At 67.2% G+C, this 18,969-nt stretch carries 10 protein-coding genes; 1 reads left to right on the top strand and 9 read right to left on the bottom strand.

Translation table 11 applies throughout. The features are described from left to right. Window positions 1-83: 83 nt before the first annotated feature. From KA712_15405 to accD, 8 genes are all read right to left on the bottom strand, one after another. Window positions 84-8,639, bottom strand: coding sequence for a carbohydrate-binding protein (locus KA712_15405; GenBank protein ID MCG5054350.1), 8,556 nt, complete (start codon window positions 8,637-8,639; stop codon window positions 84-86). Between the two features lie 292 nt (window positions 8,640-8,931). Continuing rightward, entirely contained in the window at window positions 8,932-9,507 is a 576-nt protein-coding gene (locus KA712_15400; GenBank protein ID MCG5054349.1) for a hypothetical protein, read from the bottom strand. 89 nt (window positions 9,508-9,596) lie between these two features. Then, on the bottom strand, window positions 9,597-11,579 hold the full coding sequence (locus KA712_15395) for a DEAD/DEAH box helicase (protein MCG5054348.1): 1,983 nt from the start codon (window positions 11,577-11,579) through the stop codon (window positions 9,597-9,599). Between the two features lie 137 nt (window positions 11,580-11,716). Beyond that, window positions 11,717-12,439, bottom strand: coding sequence for a response regulator transcription factor (locus KA712_15390; GenBank protein ID MCG5054347.1), 723 nt, complete (start codon window positions 12,437-12,439; stop codon window positions 11,717-11,719). 23 nt (window positions 12,440-12,462) lie between these two features. Beyond that, window positions 12,463-13,386 carry a HAMP domain-containing histidine kinase gene (locus KA712_15385; GenBank protein MCG5054346.1) on the bottom strand — a complete coding sequence of 308 codons (924 nt, stop codon included), beginning with the start codon at window positions 13,384-13,386 and terminating at the stop codon, window positions 12,463-12,465. A gap of 114 nt (window positions 13,387-13,500) precedes the next feature. Further along, entirely contained in the window at window positions 13,501-14,400 is a 900-nt protein-coding gene (locus KA712_15380; protein ID MCG5054345.1) for an acyl-CoA desaturase, read from the bottom strand. Between the two features lie 129 nt (window positions 14,401-14,529). Beyond that, entirely contained in the window at window positions 14,530-15,780 is a 1,251-nt protein-coding gene (locus tag KA712_15375; GenBank protein MCG5054344.1) for a bifunctional folylpolyglutamate synthase/dihydrofolate synthase, read from the bottom strand. Window positions 15,781-15,782: 2 nt separating this feature from the next. Then, complete coding sequence (gene accD / locus KA712_15370; protein ID MCG5054343.1) at window positions 15,783-16,664, bottom strand: acetyl-CoA carboxylase, carboxyltransferase subunit beta; 882 nt, start codon at window positions 16,662-16,664, stop codon at window positions 15,783-15,785. Window positions 16,665-16,845: 181 nt separating this feature from the next. Here accD and KA712_15365 point away from each other — a divergent pair, with 181 nt between their 5' ends. After that, the gene (locus tag KA712_15365; GenBank protein ID MCG5054342.1) at window positions 16,846-18,366 is read left to right on the top strand and encodes a hypothetical protein; all 1,521 of its coding nucleotides are present in this window, start codon (window positions 16,846-16,848) and stop codon (window positions 18,364-18,366) included. Window positions 18,367-18,372: 6 nt separating this feature from the next. On the opposite strand, the gene KA712_15360 is transcribed toward KA712_15365, so the two are convergent. Then, complete coding sequence (locus KA712_15360; GenBank protein ID MCG5054341.1) at window positions 18,373-18,921, bottom strand: hypothetical protein; 549 nt, start codon at window positions 18,919-18,921, stop codon at window positions 18,373-18,375. Window positions 18,922-18,969: the final 48 nt, after the last annotated feature.

The raw sequence follows: 18,969 nt of genomic DNA, 5'->3' as shown, positions 1-18,969 counted from the left end.
GCACGAACGCCTCAGGGGCTTTTGGCGTGCAGGGGTAGACCTGCCCCCGCCGAGCCCTGAGGAGATCGGGATGGGCGGTGATGCTAGGCAGGCATGGCCTCCGCACCCGAGGGCACGTCGACCTCGACCTTGTGAGGAACCCCATCGTCCACCAGGTGCAAGGTCATTCCCGTAAGCGGCTGTCCGTCAAGGTGCACGCTCGGCATCTTCGCCGCCCTGACCCCGTCTTGGAACAAGCGAATCTCGATGTCGTAGGGGGTCTTCCCAAAGCGATACCGAAGCCGAAACCCCGGCCACGCCCGCGGCACACGGGGGCAGAACGAAAGCGTATCTCCCCGCTTGATTAACCCCAAAAGCGTCTCGATGCCGATACGGTACATCCAGCTCGCAGACCCCGTGTACCAGGTCCATCCGCCCCGGCCTCGATGGCCTTGCGCCGTGTAGACGTCAGCCGCCACCACGTAGGGCTCGACCTTGTAAGTGGCTACACCGCCTGGCGTCTCAGCATGTAACAGAGGGTTCAGCATCTGGAAAAGCGCGAAGGCCCGCTCACCGTTGCCCCGCAAGGCCGTGGCCAACACCGCCCACAAGGCCGCGTGGGTGTACTGCGCGCCGTTCTCGCGCACGCCGGGAAGATACCCCTTGATGTAGCCGGGGTCGTGCAAGCTCTTGTCGAACGGCGGATCCAGGAGCGAAACGATCCCAGCGGATTCATCGACCAAATGTCGTTCCAAGGAGGCCATGGCGCGCGCCTGTCGGTCCGGCGACCCGCCGCCCGAGATCACACTCCAGCTCTGCGCAATTGAATCGATCCGACACTCTTCACCTGAAGCCGCGCCAAGCGCGGTGCCGTCATCGAAGTAGGCCCGCCTGTACCACTCACCATCCCAGGCGTTCGACTCCGCTGCCGCCACGTAGGCATCTGCCTGTGCGCGCAGCTCGGCCGCGACGCTCGTCGAGCAGTGTCGCGCAAAGCCCCGGGCTGTCGTTGCGAGGAACCACGCCAACCATACGCTTTGGCCACGGCCCTCGGCGCCCACCCGGTTCATGCCATCGTTCCAATCGCCGATGCCCATGAGCGGCAAGCCGAGGTCTCCGCGCGTACACGCCCGGCGCAAGGCGCGCAACGCGTGCTCGTGCACGGTGGCCGTCTCGGCCGTGACCGTCGGCAAGTCATACAGCTCGTGTTCGTGCTCGGACAGCAGACGCATCGTCAAAAACGGCACTTGCTCGTCGAGGATGCCGCCATCGCCGGTCACACGGATGTACTGCGCGAGAACGTAGGGCAACCACGCCATGTCGTCGGAAAATCGTGTGCGCACGCCCCGACCGCTCTGAGGATGCCACCAGTGTTGAACATCGCCCTCCACGAACTGTCGAGACGCGGCCAAAAGAATGTGCGCCCGCGCCAAGGCGGGCTCGGCGTACAACAACGCCATCGCGTCTTGCAGCTGGTCACGAAATCCGAACGCGCCGCTCGATTGGTATACCGCCGAGCGAGCCCACATGCGGCAGGAGAGCGCCTGGTATAGCAACCAGTGGTTCATCATCGCGTCGAAGGAGGGCTCGGGGGTCTCGACCTCGATCACGGACAGTCGGGCCCTCCAAGCCGCCGCCGTTTCTTCGACAGCGGCCCTCGCCTGCTGTGGGTCACGAAGGCGGCCCACGGTCTGCCGCGCCGTGGATCGGCTGGCCGTCGCACCCAGCAAGAACACCACCTCCTTCGTCTGACCCGCCGGGATCTCCAGGCTCATCTGCAGGGCCGCACAGGGATCGCGTGCAGCGCCTGTGACATCGTCGAGCCCCCGCACCTCGAGGGCGGCCGGGGCACCCAAGCTCCCATTCCTGCCCAGGAAGCTCCGGCGGTCACCGCTGTGGCTCGTCGGCACCTCGCTCGAAGCAGAAAATGCAACCCAGCCCGCGAACTGCGGGTCGAAGGGGTTGGTCGCCAGCACGGCCCCCAAGCCCGCATCGAACCAGGTCTGAACCTGGTGTTGTGTGTGCTCGCGAAGCACGCCCAACGTCCACTCCACGTACGATGTCAGGGTGAGCCGACGTGACCGCGAGCCATGGTTTTGGACCTCCAAAAGAGACACCTTGACGGCACCCTCCTCCGCCAAACCCAGGGTCAGCTTCGTGGATACGTCGCTTCCGCTCCGCGCGAAGGTGGAGAATCCGGCCCCATGGTGAACCACGAACGCAGCCTCGCCTTGCAGCGGCGCCGGCGTGGCGCTCCACAGCTGCCCTGTCTCATCATCGCGCACATAGATCACCTCTCCAGGCACATCTGCCACCGGATCGTTGTGCCAGGGCGTGAGCCTGAAGAAGTAGCTGTTCTCCGCCCAACAAAAGCCACCTCCGCTCTCGCTGACCACGAAACCGCCTCGGGGCCCAGCCACCACGTTGGACCACGGCGCCGGCGGCACCTTCCCCCCCAAAAGCTCGATGCGGTAGCGACCATCGTCTTCCAAGGCGCCGATGCCGTTGTCGAAGAGTGACGTTTGTCGGTCCTCCCTTTCGGGCGCGCCCTCGGTCGCGTCCTGCGGTGCGGGTGGCAAGGGCGTTTTGGCGCGGGCTTGGTTCCGTCCGGCTCGTGGCGTGGGCTTTTGCCCCCGGCTGCCGGGGCGCGTGACCAAGCCCCCTGGAACACTGCGCTCGGCCAGACGGCCCGGGGCGTCTGGCTCGACCGTCGCCTTCAGCGGGCCTTCCGCCACGGCCGCCGCCTGTGCGGTGACGTGCCTCAACGCGCGCCCATCACAGTGCACGTGCACGCGCGCGGTTGCACGCAACATGAGCAGATCGGCTTCGTCCAGCAGGGCGCGGCGGCGCACGAAAACACCTCCTGCGCGGTCGAGGAGCTCGGAGTCGCCCGCACTGAAGAGGATCGCCGAGATCCTGTCGCCGAGCTCTTGAAGGTACCCCGAGGTCTGGGTGTTGAGGACCACCAGATCCACGGTCATGCCGTGGCGGCGCCAGTAGCTGTGCGCCGCGAGCAGTTCGGCCAGGGTGGGCAGCCCCGTGACAGCGTCGATGAGGGCAAGCAGAATCGGCCAATCGCCCGAGATGCCCTGGGACCACAAGGCGGCCTGCGAGCCACGATTGCGCCGCAGCTCCGCTTCGGGAGCCCGCAGGTCGGGGGTGGCATAAAACAGATGGGCCGCCAAGTCCTGGAATACACCGGCCTCTTTCGCCGTGACGCCCAGATCGCGCAACTCGGCCTGGGTGGCCGTCCAGGCCAGGTCCAGCGCCCGCTGCGCTCCATAAGGATCACGGTGACGATCCGCAAGTTCGAAGGCGCGTTCGCGTGACGTTGCCACCAAGGTGGTGAACGCCACCGACACCGTCCGTCCCGGGGCAACGCGCACCCGCACACGCAAGGCGAAGATGGGATCCAGCACCGCGCCCGTGGTGCCCGACAAGGGACCTGGCGTTGCGAGCGCGACGGGCGCACGGGTCGTGCGGCCGCGTCCCAAGAAGCGGGACCGGTCGGTTTCGCAACTCAGGGCTCCGACCTGCTCGGGGGCCGCATCCACGACGTGCACGCACCACAACGGTTTGTCCGTGGGCGTGCGAGGCCGTCGGGTGGCCGTTATGGCTGAACACCACCCATGCCACTCCGTTTGCACGAACAGGTTCGAGAACGCCGGATGAGCCCTGTCCGCGTCTGGCTTCGCCAACACGATCTCTCCGTAACTGGTCAGCTCGATCTCCTGAACCTCGGCCCCCGTGTTCTTCAGGGTCACCCGCCGAACCTCTGCAGCATCTTCAGAGCTCGTGGCGATCTCGGTCGAAGTCTCGATGTCGCCATCGACCCGATGAAAGGTCACTCTGTCGCTCGCCAACACGGCCCGATACTGGTCGGGGGGGGCACACACGGGTTGATGCGCCACGGACCACAGCCGGTTCTCGGTCACGTTCGCGACGTAGATGAATTGCCCGGTATCGTCGCAGGTCCCGTCGGCGCGCCACCGGGTGACCGCGAGGTCTTCGTACCGGCTATAGCCGGAGCCGCAATGGCTGATCATGAGGGTATAGGGTGAGCGCCCCAAAAGCGCGATGTGGGGTTGGGGGCTGTCGAGGTCCTCGATGAGGCGCTCCTCCGGCTCGTCGTCCAGCTCATCGAGCGGCTCTTGCGCACGGGGAACCTGCACGTCCCTCAACACGAGCCGACGCGGAAGACGCTCATGCAGCATGAGCTCGCTGGCCTTCACCAGGGAATCAGCGTGGAACCGGCGCGGAAAGCTGCGATCCGTAAGGACGTTCACCAGGGCAACGAACGCCATGCCGATATGGTGAGCCATATAGGTTTGAACCAGCGCAAAGGCCTGGCCGGGGCGTGGCCTGGTGAAGTCCAGGGCATCGCGCAGGCCGTAAGGTCCCAGCGCGCCCCTCGCCTCCAAGTCTTCAAGGTTGGCCAGGGCTTTGCCGGGGTCGAACATCGCGGCCATCGCGGTGGCATAGGGCGCCACCACCAAGTCGCGCTCCAAGCCGCGCTTCAGTCCAAGGTCGGGAACGCCGAACGCGCGGTACTGATACGTGAAGTGGCGATCACGCACGTTGTACGCGCTTTCGCTCACACCCCAAGGGACACCGTGGGCCTTCCCGTAGGCCCTCTGCCGCTTGACGGCCGCCGCCTGTGTCTCTGCAAGCAGCGTCCCTTCGAGCGAGTCCATGATGAGGGGCGGCATCAGGTACTCGAACATGCTGCCGCTCCAAGACACGAGCGCCGTCGCCCCCCGGACGTGAGTCAGCGAGCGCCCCAAGCGAAACCAGTGTTCAAGAGGTGCATCACCCTTCGCCACGGCGACGAAGCTGGCAAGCCGAGACTCGGACGCGAGGAGGTCGTAAAACGACGCGTCCAGCGTCTGCCCCCTTTCGTGAAAGCCGATGGCAAACAGCTTCCTCTGGGCATCGTAGAGAAAGCGGAAGTCCATCTCCAGCGCCCAGCCGTAGGCGCGCTCTGCCAATGACAGCAGCCGATGCGTTTGTGCGCCTCTGCTGGGCTCCTGCAGGTCGGCCTCGAGCCTGTCGACCGCCCAGCGAATCCAAGCGGGATCGTGGCCGATGGGCGCGGCGGTCCCAGGAGCAGCCGGTACGAGGGCGTCACGTAGTGCGTCCCTCAACCTCTCCAACGCGGGCCGCGGCGAGGCCCGAACGGCCTCGAGTTCTTCGTGTACCCGCTCGAGGGCCCGCGACATCCGCTCGTCAGCCTCGTTCAGGGGCTCGGGCGACCCCGTACGTTTGGCGCTTGCGGAAAGGGGCGGCTCCGCTGCCAACCGCAGAGCTGTCGCCATCGCCTTCCAGACGCTGCCCGACGCCGCCGCGGTCTTCACCAATTCCAGGCATGCCTGCCGCAACGTGATCAGGTGGCCTGCCAGGTTGCCGCTGTCGACGGTCGAGACATAGGGGGGATCGAGCACACGAAGGTCGCGCAGGTCGTACCAGTTGTAGAGGTGCCCCTTGTACTTCTGCATGGCCCCGATGCTGGCAAAAGCCCGCTCGAGCTTGTCGAGCATGCCGGACAGCGACAGGAAGCCCAGGTCGTGCGCACCCACGGTGGCCAGAAGCTGGAGCCCGATGTTCGTGGGAGACGTGCGCATCGCCACGACGGGCGTAGGCGTCTCCTGAAAATTGTCGGGCGCGAGACCATGCGTGTCCTCGGTGACGAAGGTTTCGAAGAACCGCCAGTGGACCAGCGCGTAGCGCTCCCACGCGGCTCTCGCGTTGGGGGGAAGCGCCCGCGACACACGGGGGACGGGAGCGCTCAAGAACCGCGCAAGCGCTGGCGACGCGAGCCAAAGCCCCAAAAGCGGCAGCTCCACCCACGCCACGGCGCCGACGTGAGCCGGGCCGCCGCGAAGAAAGGCGAAGGAAAGGCCTGCACATCCCAGGGCCAGCGCCCACGCGGGGGCAGACCACATCGTGCGCCACAGGGGACGGGCCCCCGCGCGCTCCACCTGCTGCGAGGTCTCCCACTGCAACAAGCGACGCTTGGAGAGCCCCACCCGGTACAACGTCCGGAAGATGGCATCGCTCGCCACGGCGGCCTGATGAGGCAGAAATGCGATCGTGCAGCCCACTTGCACGAGACTATTGACCGCATCACGCGACAGCGCCGTGTAGTAGGTGCGCCAGGAGCGATCCAAAGGAGGTCGCAAAGCGGCCAGCGTGAGCGAGATGATCCAGGGGCCTGCGATGGCCGTCAGAGCGATCGCCGTCCACGTCCAAGGAGCGCCAGGCAGCACCGTCCATCCCGCCGCGATCAACGCCAACGACGCCATGTCGACCAGGCTGCGGCGGAGATTGTCGAAGATCTTCCAGCGCGACACCAGGGACAAGGGATTCGGCTCCGTCGTCTCGGCGGACGGGACACGGGGGCCAAGCCAACGCAGCAGCTGCCAATCCCCCCGGATCCAGCGGTGTTTTCTGCGTGTAAAGCTCAGGTAGCGGCTTGGGTAATCGTCGTACACGTTGACGTCCGTGACGAGACCCGACCGGGCAAAGCTGCCCTCGATGAGGTCGTGAGACAGCAAGCGTCCTTCGGGGAATCGCCCCCGCGTCGCCCGCGCGAAGACATCGACATCGTAGATGCCCTTGCCGGTGTAGCTCCCTTCTCCGAAGAGGTCCTGATAAAGGTCGGATACCGCAGTCGTGTAGGGATCGACGCCGGGATGCCCGGAGTAAACGTGGGAAAAGCGCGAAGCGTGGGCGCTGGGCAGGTTCACCACCACCCGTGGCTGCAGGATGCCATAACCGCGCACCACGCGGCCCCTCTCCGGATCAAACACGGCCCGGTTCAAGGGATGGGCGATGGTGCCAATCAACCGCGCGGCCGCCTCGGGGGGCAGCACCGTATCCGCGTCGAGCGTGATCACGTAGCGGACTTTGCGCAGCCAGGGCCGGTCGCCCTCGATGGCGCTGAACGCCTGCTCGTCCCCCGTGCCGAGCAGGGCATTCAGATCGGCCAGCTTTCCTCGCTTTCGCTCCCACCCCATGAAGCAGCCTTCGCCAGGGCTCCACGAGCGCGGGCGATGAAACAGGTAGAAGGGACGCCCGCCCTCGCGATAGCGCGCGTTCAAGGCTCTCACACCCTCGCACGCGGCCGCGACGATGGCGTCATCGCCGGGGCGGTGTGCGTCTTCTGCGTCGGTGAAGTCTCCCAAAAGCGCGAAACCCAGGTTCTGCTCGCGGTTCGCGAGATACTGAACTTCGAGCGTCTCCAGCGCCTCTCGCACCGCCTCGAGGGATCCGAACAAGGTGGGGATGACGACCAAGGTGCGCAGCTCTTCGGGAATGCCGCCGTATTTCTGCAGATCCAGCTTCGGCAAAAGATGCGGCGGTAGCAACACGGTAACCACCTGATGCGCCACCGCCAGGGCCACATCGCTGAAAGGCACCAAGGTCGCAGCAGCGATGAGCAGCCACATGGCGCGCGCGTCAGGCGCTGCAAGCCCGCACACCAAGGTCACGAGCAGGGCCGTTCCGAGGCCCACAGCCGAGCCCAGCACGAGGCTCGGGTGGCGCACGACGGCCCTGCGGAGCCTCGTATGTACAGGCGGAACGTACCCCAGCTTGGCCTCGAAGGCGGAGAGCCCGTCATCCACGAGGTGGTAGCCAACGTGGGCCGCGGCGCTGCCAGCTTCAGCGGCCAGGCTCGCGCCCACCGCAGCGTCTGCAACGTGCACTTCGCCAAGAAAGGTGGCCTTGGCGATGCGCTCCACGACGTGACGGTAGCGGTCTCGGGTCTCGAAGGTACTGCGCGCATAGGCCCCCGCCGGATCTTCGCGCAACGCAGCCTCCAAGGCGCTGTGCTGCTCGACGAACGCAGGCCAATCGATCCCAGACACCGTGCGAAGACTCGCGATGCTGTTGGCGATCACCATCTGGGTCAGCGCCAGCTGTTGATTCGCGTGGGCATCGGCCTCTTCGGGGCTCAGCGACTCCTCGGCCATCCACTGCTCGAGCCGCGCGATCAACGCCGTGGACCCGGTCGCATGCCGAAGCTGCAGCAGGAACCGCGACACGAACGCCGGCGTCATCGCGTGGCTTTGGTCGAGAAAGCTCTGCAAGCAAAGATTGAGCGCGGCCGCCCCTTCGCGCCCCGCGGCTTCCACGCGCCTCACCCACAGGTCGGCGTCTCGCAAGGCATCGAGTCGCTTCATCGTTCGCAGAGCCATGCGCCGCACGTTCTCGAACAAACCCAGGCGCAACATCGAGGGCATCGCCCACAACTCGCCGAGTGTCAGCAGCTCGTCTTTCTGAAACTCGCTCAAAAAGAGGGTGACAACGGGCAGGTCCAATCGACCTTCGGTATGCGAAATCAGGGTGCTGCAAAGCTCGAAGACCCGGGGGTGGCCAACGAGCGCCCCCGACGAGAGGACAGGCAACTCTCGGTAGTAGCCCTTGGGGAGGCTCTCGCGCACGTGCCGGGCTTGTTCGTCGATCACGTGGAAGTTGTCGAGCAACCACTCGCCCGCAGGCCCCACGTCCGTGCCGGGGTTCGCCTCGAGCCGCGCCTTGGCGGCGTGAAGGATGCGAATCGTCTCCTCGAGCCGCGCGGTGAGCGTGACCGCGTGATGTCTCGGGCCGGGCGGCGCGAGCCGCTGCTCCCGCGCCAGCGCACGCGCCCGTTCCGCCAAATGCTCTGCACCGAGTGGTTGCCCGCGCAGGGGGCCACCAAAGAGGGCGTTTCGGGGCGGGGGATGTCTCCAAAGCCCCCTCACATTGTGCCAGGCGGCCGAAAGGCTGAACGTCGTGCGGATCTCTCTCATGCAGTGCGCGTGTCTCTGCCGACCACGGCGGCCTGCAAGACAGCTCTAACACCCCTCGCCCCTCACCGCCCGCCCTGCCGCGGCAAAGTCCGGAGGCGCTCCGCCCTTGGCGCCCACACGAGCTCAGGCCGCGAGCCCCTTTCGGACCCCGGCCCAGGCCTCACTTCGTGGCAACGACCGCCGGAAATTCCAGCACGACGAACTGCGTGCCGTCGGGCCCCTCTTCTACACGGGGAGACGTGGTGGCCGGCGCCTTGAGCGCGATCGTGACCTCGATGTCCTTCCGCCTCTGCCGCGCCTTGATGCCGGCCACGGGAGAGTCGAAAAAGCGCGTGTTCAGATCGCGCTCGTTGTTCTTGAGAAAGATGCGGCAGTTGCGCAGCAGGAGCGACAGCGCCGTCCCGTTGGCCTTGAGCTCGTAGGTCACGGCCGACGTGGTCTGCAAAAACACCTTGGCCCCCGCCGCACCCGGTTGAAACCCGGTCCACACGAGCTTGGGAGGGTTGGCGTCGGGCTTTGGCAGTGGGTTTCTGTTGGTCGACCCGGGCGCCACGCCAATGTACCCACCGGGCTCGTTCGCTGGGGCCGCCTCGTCGCCTTGCGGGTCGTCCGTCTCCTCGCCGGGCTCGGCCGCCGCCGCCCAGGGCGCGAGGCCCGCACCCAGGCAGAGCGCTCCGGCGCCGAGCCACAGACGTCGTGACATGCGCCGCGGCCGGGATTCTGAACGTATCGTCATGTCGCCCCCCTCCCCCGGACATCGGCAGGCTGCCCGCGAAGATTGAGGCCCGGACCTGGCAAGCCCGGGGTTGGGTCGCCTGCAACGGTTCAGGACGCGTAAGGACGGGCCGCTCGGCGCAGGGGACGCTGCCCCCCTTGCTCGCGGCTTGGGCGACGCGGAGAAGGCGCGGCGCTCGGCCCACCGCGGGGCGCCTCGTCGGACTGCGAACGGCGCGGGCGTACGGGAGCCGCCTCGCCTGGTGGCCTAGCGGCCTCGAAGCGAACGTGAGGCTCTCGCGGATCCGGCTGCATGGCCGAGCGGGCGAACGACACTGCGGCTTCCGCCGCGATCTCGAAAGTGGACGATTGGGGACCCACCCGGATGCTGCCCACGAGCGTGCGGTCCACATCGCCCCGCCGACAGATGAGCGGCAAGAGCGTGCGGGGCGCCGCCTGGGTATCGGCACCAAGGTTCACGCGAAAAATCACGGCCCGCCCCGCCGCGCGCGGCGCCACCGGAACGCGCTCTTCTTGCCATGAGGGCCGCACGGAGGGGGAGGGGCCGGGGTCCGGCCTCTTGTCACGCGGCAGCGGCTCACGCGGGGGCTCCCGGCGCCGGGTGGGCGCCTCGGGCCGAGGGCCTCGCCCCTCGCCCGCCTCCATGGGGGGCCGTAGCGCCCGGCCGCGGGGCGCTTCCCCCTCGATGGCTTCGAGCGGCAGCGCTTGCGGGAGCCGCGCCAACTCCCGGCGCAGCAAAAGCGCGAGCAGATCCTGCGCGGACACCTCCGCCGTCAGGCGGTTCAGCATCGGTGTAAGGTCGAAGGCAGGTGTGCGGGCGAAGCTCTCGTCCAAAGGCTCGCCCTCGGTGCCTTCAGTTTCGGGGCGGAGCGACGCCAGGAGCGCGTCACCCAGCCGCTTCTCGGCCGCGGCCCGCGCCTCGGTCTCCGTGGTGACCTTGGCCCAGGTCACTTTCACCCCGAGCTCGCCCAGCAAGCGCTCGGCACGCCGGCGCTGCACAGGATCCACCAGCAGAACGCTCGTGCCTTTGCGGCCCGCGCGGCCCGTTCGACCGCTGCGGTGGGTGAGCGACTCCGCCCCATCGGGCAGATCTCCGTGAATGACCAGCTCGACGTCGGGCACGTCGATGCCCCGGGCCGCCACGTTGGTCGCCACCAGAATGCGCGCGCTGCCCGAGCGCAAGGCCGCCAAGGCGCGATCTCGTTCACCCTGTGCCCGGTCGCCCGCCATTGCCACGGCGGCGAAGCCGTGCTCGACCAACTTGTGCTGGAGGTCGCCCACACCCTCGCGGGTGCGGCAAAACACGATGCTCTTGGCGTCCGGGTTGGCGAGCAGCATGTTCACCACGGCGGCGAAGCGGTCCCGCCCCCTGACCAGGTGGGCCCGGAAGTCGATGTCCGCGTGCGCTTTGGAGGCGCCAGGGCTTCGCACGTCGATGCGAACGGCGTTGCGCTGGTACGTGGAGGCCAGCTGCTGGATGGGACGCGGAAGCGTGGCCGAAAACAGCAAGGTCCGCCGCTCGGCGGGCGCCGCAGAGAGCAAGGCCTCGAGGTCTTCCTTGAAGCCCATGTCGAGCATCTCGTCCGCCTCGTCGAGCACCAGCGTGGCGATCCGGGACAGATCGAGGGCGCCGCGGCGCTGCAGATCCACCAGCCGCCCCGGCGTTCCCACCACCAGGTCGACCCCCATCCTCAGGCGGCGCAGATCGCCACCCATGGGTGTGCCGCCCGTGAACGCAGCCAGCCGCAGCGGGGCTTCGGCAAACAGCCACCCGAGCTCGTTGGCCACCTGGACGGCCAGCTCGCGGGTGGGTGCCACCACCAGAGCGCGCGGGATCACGCCCCCGCGCTCGGCCAGGGCGGAGGCGCCCGCCAGCAACTCGGAGGCCATGGCCAAGCCGAAGGCAAGCGTCTTGCCCGAGCCCGTCTGTGAAGAGACCAGGAGGTCCCGGCCCGCATGCGCGGCGTCGGACACCGCGGCCTGCACGGGCATGGCATTGACGTACCCGCGACGTGCGAGCGTGGTCGCCAGCAGCGGATGCAACGAAAGCGACTCGAATGTAGTATCGTTCAAAGGTCGCCTGTATTAGCGCACACTGGGCGCGAATTCACGGAAAGAAACCGCCCGGGTGCGCTTTCCCTGCGGATCTGCTTTACGTGTTTGCTACGCAGGCGCCCGAAAGCGCTGTGGCCCGGTTCCCGGAAAAACGCTCACGGATCGAAGCGGTAACCGCTGCCCCTTACGGTGACGAAGTGACGGGGCGCCTCGGGATCGTCCTCGAGTTTGTCCCGTAGCTGCTTGACGAAATTGTCCACCGTCCGGGGAGAGCCCGCGTGGCTTTGGCCCCATACGTCCCTCAGCAAGTGCTCGCGGGAGACAACCTGAGCCGGGTGCGCCAGAAAGTACGCCAAGAGCTCGAACTCGAGGTGCGTGAACGCCAACACCTGGCCTTTTCGTGTCACGACGCGGGTGTCCAGGTCCACCGCCACGGCCCCGAACGCAAAGCCATGGCCCGGGGCAGGCGCGCCGCCGTCGCGTTCGCCCGGGGGAAGAGCGCGCCGCAGGACCGCCCCGATGCGTGCCAGGAGCTCCGCCAAGGCAAACGGCTTGGTGACGTAGTCATCCGCCCCCAAACGCAAGGCGGCGACCTTGTCGAACTCGTCCTGTCGGGCCGAAAGCACCACCACGGCCGTCTGGTCACCGGACGTCCGCAGCTCGCGGAGCACCTCGAGCCCATTCTTCACAGGCAGCGAGATGTCGAGCACGACCAGGGCGGGCTTTTCGGATTTGATGTGCGCCAGGGCTGCCGCGCCGTCCTGTACGGTAGCGGGGCGGTAGCCCTCGATCGTCAAATTCAAGGCCAATCCGGTAGCGATGGCCTCGTCGTCTTCCACGATGAGGACCTGTTGGCCCTGTCGTTCACCTTGCGTCATGGCGATTCAAACGTGCGAGAGTGTTAGGCTTCTTTGCCCGCCTGTCGAGGCAATCGCACGCGAAAACATGCACCGCTGGTGCCACTGACCAGGTGCACGTCCCCGCCGTGAGCCCGGGTCACCGCCCTCACGATCGCCAGGCCCAGGCCGCTGCCTTGGGCGCCCTGCACCACGGCGGCCCGGCCCCGCTCGAAGGTCTCGAAGATGAGCTTCCGCTCGTCGGGGGGAATGCCCACCCCGTTGTCCTCCACCTCGAGCACGACCCACTTTTTTTGCGCGAACGCGCGAATGGAAATGCGTTTGTTATCGGCCGGCGTGTACTTCCAGGCGTTCACGAGCAGGTTTACGAGCACCTGCCCGAGCGAGCTGCGATCGCCCAGAACCACCAGACCCTGCTCGACGCTGACCTGCAGGTTCACCTCCGTACCCAGCTTCACGGCCTCGAATCCGGCCAAGGCCTCCTGGATGAGGGTGTCTACCGTGACGGGGGCCCGCTCGAAGGCCTGGCGCCCCGACTCGAGCCGCGAAAGCTCGAGCAGCTTGGAGACGAGGCCATCGAGGCGCTCGAGTTCGCGACCGACGATGTTCAAGCACTTCTGCCGCTCGCCGGGATCGGTCACCCGGCCATCGCGCAGCGTCTCGATGAACATGCGAATGGACGTGATTGGGGTGCGCAGCTCGTGAGACACCGACGAGAGAAAGTCGGTCTGCACCCGCGCCAAAGAGGCCCCGCGGGCGACGAACACGTACCCCAGGATGAACCCGGTGAGCGACGAGGTGCAGAACGCCAACACCAAGGAGCCCGCCACCACCGCCACCGAGCCCTGCCCCATGACCAACAAGATGATGCCCGTGGCGGTCATCAGGATGGTGGGCACCAGGGCCGCCAGGATCATGATGATCTGGGCGCGACGCAGAAGAATGTTGGCGGGGCTGCGAAACCTCACGCGCCCAGGCTACGCAGGCCTGCCTCGAAACGCCACGCCGGGCTCGCATTTCGTGGGTCTTCGAAAAGCGAAGCGGAGCCCCCGAGGACTCCGCTTCGTTCGGAACGGTTGGGCTCAGCGAGCGTCGAGCGACGCCCGCGCGAGCACGGGGGCCTCGGCGGGTGCACTCACGGACACCTTGCGCCGACCCGCGTCGAGCACGGCCTTGGGAGGCTCACGTAGATCCCACACCAGACCCACCCAGCTCAACGCCTTGAGGACGTAGTGAGACATGTCGATCTCCCACCAGTAAAAGCCCTGACGCTCGGAGCTTTGGTAGTGGTGGTGGTTGTTGTGCCAGCCCTCACCCATCGTGATGAGGGCCAAAAGCCAGTGGTTCTTCGAGTCGTCCGTGGTCTCGAAGCGCCGCTTGCCGATGACGTGGGCCAGGGAGTTGATCGTGAACGTGCCGTGCCACAAGAGCACGGTCGAGACACAGAAGCCCCAGATGAAAGCATGGAGGCCCCCCAAGAGGTAAAGCCCCACGCCCATCAGCACGGGTTGAATGAAGTACGTGCGATCCAGCCACACGAGCTCAGGGTACTTCGACAGGTCGGGCACCTTGCGCAGGTCCTGCAGGGTGAGCTCGTCTCCCAAAATCCACCCCATGTGAGCGTGGTAGAAGCCTTGCTGACGAGGCGAGTGCAAATCCTCGGGAGTGTCGGAGTGCTTGTGGTGATGGCGATGCCGAGCCGCCCACCACAGGGCGCCCTTCTGGGCCGAAAAGCCTCCCAGGAAGGAAAGAACGGCCTGAAACCATCGCGAGGTCTTGTAGGACTTGTGCGAAAAGTACCGGTGGTAGACGCCCGTGACGAAGAACATCCGCGGAAAGTAGAGCGCGCCGGCGAGCGCCAGCCCCGACCAGGAAAAGCCGAGCCAAAACACCCCTACGATCGCGGCAAGATGAACCGCGAAGAAAGGGAAGCTGCTGAGAGGGACGCGGCTGCGAGGGCGCGAGGGTCGAACTTGCTCCATGTCGATAAGGGTAGGCCGGCGACAGTCAGCGGTCGGTCAGGAGTCGGTAATAAATTCGTCAGTCCGGGAACTTACATCGGGGCCCGTGCCCGGCTTTCTGCCCCCGACAGGCCCTATGTGGGCTTCCGCTCAGGGTGATCGGACCGGGGGATCCGCACTGGGTAAAGGGTCCACCGGCTCGCCCCGCAGGTGGGCGCGGAGCGGCCCCACGAGAAAGGTGGAACCAGCGACCACCACCAACCCCGTGGGTCCCGCGAGGTGCAGCGCGTGATTGAGTGCCGCCTCGGGCTCCGCCACGTCCGTGCTGCAAGGCACGGGGCCAAAGGCAGCTCGCAGCGCGTCCACGGCCAGAGCCCGCTCGCTGCTGCATTGTGTGAACACGACCGCTTCGAAGCGATCTTTGAGCTGCGCAGCCACCCCGGCCACGTCTTTGCCCGCCACCATCGAAACCACCAACACCCGGGGCCGCTCGGGGCAGCCGGCCAGGACGAGCGATAGGGCGGCCGCGCCTTCCGGGTTGTGGGCGCAGTCGAACAGCACCTGCCCCCGACGCTCCAGCCTGCCCGGCCAGCTCACGGTCGCCAGGCCTTGGGATACCGCCTTTGCGGGCAGCGTACGCCCCAGGGCCCAAAGACCGGCTTCGGCCAGCGCCACGGCGATCGCGGCGTTGCGGCGTTGGTGCCCACCCGCGAGAGCGGGCTGCTCGGGCGACGGCTCCACGGTGACGAACCTTGCCCCCGCCGCCTCAGCCACCGTCCGGAGTTCCTTGAACGAGGCCGCCACGGCCGTCGGGACGAAAAGCGGCCGCCCTGAACGAGCGACGGCAGCCTTTTCGCGCGCCACGTCCGCCAACGTCGGCCCCAGCACCTCCAGGTGGTCGGGGCCCACGCTGGTGACCGCGGCCGCTACGGCCGGCAGGGCCGTCACGGCGTCGAGCCGCCCGCCGAGCCCCGTCTCCATGACCCCCACCTCGACCCCCGCCTCGTGCATCACCAGCACCGCCACGAGCGTGGCCGCCTCGAAGTAGGTGAGCGGCACGCCGGTCGCCAACACCCGGTCCAGGGCCGGCTCGAGGCACGCAGGGTCGACCTCGACGCCCCCCACCTGGATGCGTTCGGTGAAGCGCACGAGATGGGGCGAAGTGAACAGGCCCGTGTGCACCCCGGCCGCACGCAGCACAGCTTCGGTCATGGCCGCCGTCGAACCTTTGCCATTGGTGCCGGCGACCTGAACGAAGGTCAGCGCGCGCTCGGGGTGGCCGAGCCGCCCCAACGCCGCGCGCACGCGATCGAGCCCCAGCAAGACCCCGGCCCCCCTTAGCCGGTCCATCTTGTGCAGAAAGGCCAGGTAGGAGCCGGACGCCAGCGCGGGCGCGTCCATCTTCAACTTGCCGCGGCCACGGGCCCCGCGAGCTGCGGCATCAAGAAGCGCATGAGCCGCGCGAGCGTCGATTTCATCTGGTGGCGGTGGACGATGAGATCCACGAAACCGTGGGACAAGAGGAACTCCGAACGCTGGAAGCCCGGAGGCAAGCTCTGGCGAATCGTGTTCTGAATGACGCGCGCCCCGGCAAAGCCGATGAGCGCCTTCGGCTCGGCCACGATGAAATCCCCCAGCATGGCGAAGCTGGCTGCCACGCCGCCCGTGGTCGGGTTGAGCAAAACTGAAAACACCGGCACGGCCGCTTCCCGCAACCTGGCAATCGCCGCCGACGTCTTGGCCATCTGCATGAGCGACAACACGCCTTCCTGCATGCGGGCGCCGCCCGAAGCGGAAAAGATGAACGCAGGAACCCGCCGCGCGAGTGCCCGTTCGTAAACGCGCGTGATCTTCTCCCCCACCACCGACCCCATCGAGCCCCCCATGAACTCGAAAACGAACACGCCCGCCTCTGCGGCAAGCCCTTCGATGAGCCCCGAACCCGCGACCAACGCGTCGTTCACCTGCGCCTTGCGCTTGGCCGCCCGCACCCGCTCGGGGTAGCGCTTCGAGTCCTTGAACCCCAGGGGGTCCACGCTCTCCACGCCCGCGTCGTGTTCCACCCAGGTACCGGCATCGAAGAGCGAGGCGATGCGGTCGGCCACCGGCAGAGCCATGTGATGCTGACAGGACGGGCACACGTTCAGATTGCGGCGAAGATCGTCGGTGAGCAGGGTCTCGCGGCATTCGCTGCACATCGTGAACACGCCGGCGGGCACGCTGCGCTTCGGGGGAAGCGCGTCGGCCTCGTCTTCGGCGCCCAGCTCTTTGCTGTCATCGTCCATGGTGGCGGGCATTTTCCCTGCCGGGACTGCTCTGTCAACGGCCTTCCCTTGCCTGCACCCCGGCACGCGCCCGTAACGCAACGCAAACTCCCCTGGAAGACCCTGCACCCGGGCCTGGTAATTCCGGCCGCGGCCCGATACGCTGGTGTCCCCCCTTTTCCGAGACGCGGACGCAGAAGCCATGGCCACCAATCATTACGACGCCGTCGTCTGCGGCGAGGATCTGGCCGGCCTCATCACCGCCGCCATCCTGGGAAGGCGGGGCCTGAGAGTATTGCTGCTCGGGCACGACAAGGTCCCCCTACGCATCACGGCAGGTCCCTATGTCTTGCCGGCCACCCCCGGTTTGTTGCCACCTCCAGACAGCGAGCCCATCGAACGGGTCTTCCGAGAGTTGAACGAGCTGCCCATCGTGCGGCGGCGCGCGCCCGCGCAGCTTCCCGGCCTGCAGTTGGCCACGGGCACGGCGCGGATCGACCTTGGCCCGAAGGACGGGCCCGTGCTGTCGCAGGTCGAAGCCCTTTTCCCCGAAGCCCTGTCTGCCTTCGAGGCCGCGCTTTCGAACCTCGCGCTGGTCAACACCCGGCTCGATCCCATCTTGGGCTCCGACCTGACCTTGCCCCCGGCAGGCTTTTGGGAACGCCGTGAGGTCGCCCGCTTCCAGGGCCAGCTTCCCCGCAACGACACGGATCTGCTGGCGCCCCTGCCTCAGCAGCACCCCCTGCGGGCAGCGCTCACCGCGGCCGCCGCGCTCGGCTGCCGCTTCGCTCCCAGCGATCTTGGGCAGGCGCCCATGGCCCGTGCGATCCAGCGCGGGCGCCAGGGCTGTCACCAAATGCCCGGTGGCATCGCGGATCTGCGCGGCACGTTCCTCGAAAAGCTCGCCACCGTCTCTGGAGAGGTGCGCGAGCAGGCCGCGCCCGTCGAACTCATCTCGAAGCGCGGCCGGGTGACGGCCGTGAGGCTCCGGCCCCGCGACGAGGTGGTCGGGCTCGAACAGCTCGTGTGGGCCGCCCCCCTCTCGACGCTGTTGCCGCTGCTCGACGAAAAAACGACGAGGCGTGTCCGTGAGGACGCCGTGGGCGTGCGCCCCGCATGCTACCGCTACTGTGTCGTGCTGCTCGTCAAGGCGGCGGCCCTCGGTCCGAAAGACGGTCCTCGCATCGTATCGGTCGCTGACCCGAAGCGGCCCCTGATGGAGGACAACGCCATCGCCGTGACGGTGGGTGCCCCCTTGCGCAACGACGGCCACGTGCCCCTGTGGGTGGAGTGTTTGGTGCCCGCCGCCGTCGTGCAACGAGAGCCCGCGTACCTCTCGGTGGTCCGCAGCCGCTTGCGCGAACACGTGGGCCGTTTGCTGCCCGACCTGGAACAGAACCTGTTGGCCGTGGCGAGCGCGCACGACGGCTTGGCCCCCGAGGTGCTTCGAGGCGCCGACCTGGCGACGGGTACCTACGGACCCCTGCCCGCCCGCCCCATGCCCGCGGTGCTGAACTCGGACCTGCCCCGCTCGCTCGACCTCGGGGCCATCCCTCACCGCACGCCCTTCAAAAACCTGCACGTGGCGAACGCCGAAAACCTGCCCGGGCTCGGCGTCGAAGGCGACTTCATCTCTGCCTGGGGTGTGGCCCGCCTCATCAACGGCGCCGTCCGAAAACGCATGGGCGTCGTTCGCCGGGCCGTGTTGCTCGGCGACGCCTAGCGCGGCTCATCTCAGGCCAAGCTCGAACTTGAGGTGAAGGGAAAGGAGCACCGCGCTGCCCTCGAAGTGGGCCCCGCTGGTGCTGTATTCGGTGCCTTCAGAAAGGGAATACGCCTCGGTCTCCAGGCTGGCCCCGGCCAGAAAGAGCCTACCGAGTTCCCTTTCGAGCGTGGCACCCGCGCGCGCCACGAGGCCTGTGCCCTGCACCGCCGCGTCACCGCCCCCCTGCCGCATGAGACCGCCCCCCGCGCGAAGGGTCAGGTTCCAGCCACCCAGGTCGAGATCGAAGCGCGGTCCAATCACCCCCTGCGTGATCGTTCCAGCGGGACCCCCGAAGAGCTGGTTGGCGTAGGCCTCCAGGAACAGGAGGTGGGCCCCTGCGCGCCAACCCAGGTCGGCGTTCGTTTCACTCTCGCGGGTCACCATCGCGCCTTGGCCCTGAACGTAGACACCGGCGAAGTCGGCGCACACGGGCGGGGGCGCAGGCAGCCCTAGCCCCAAAGCACAGGCACCCAAGGCCCCCGTCGTTCTCAACTTTTTTTGGAACGTCCTCATGTTCGTCTCCTGGTTCGTTCGACAGCTCCCTGAGACGAAACACCTCAG

It is taken from the genome of Myxococcales bacterium (assembly GCA_022184915.1).
Lineage (GTDB): Bacteria > Myxococcota_A > Polyangia > Fen-1088 > Fen-1088 > JAGTJU01.
The sequence above is the reverse complement of the archived record's forward strand: the minus strand, read 5'-3'. Positions and strand labels throughout refer to the sequence as shown.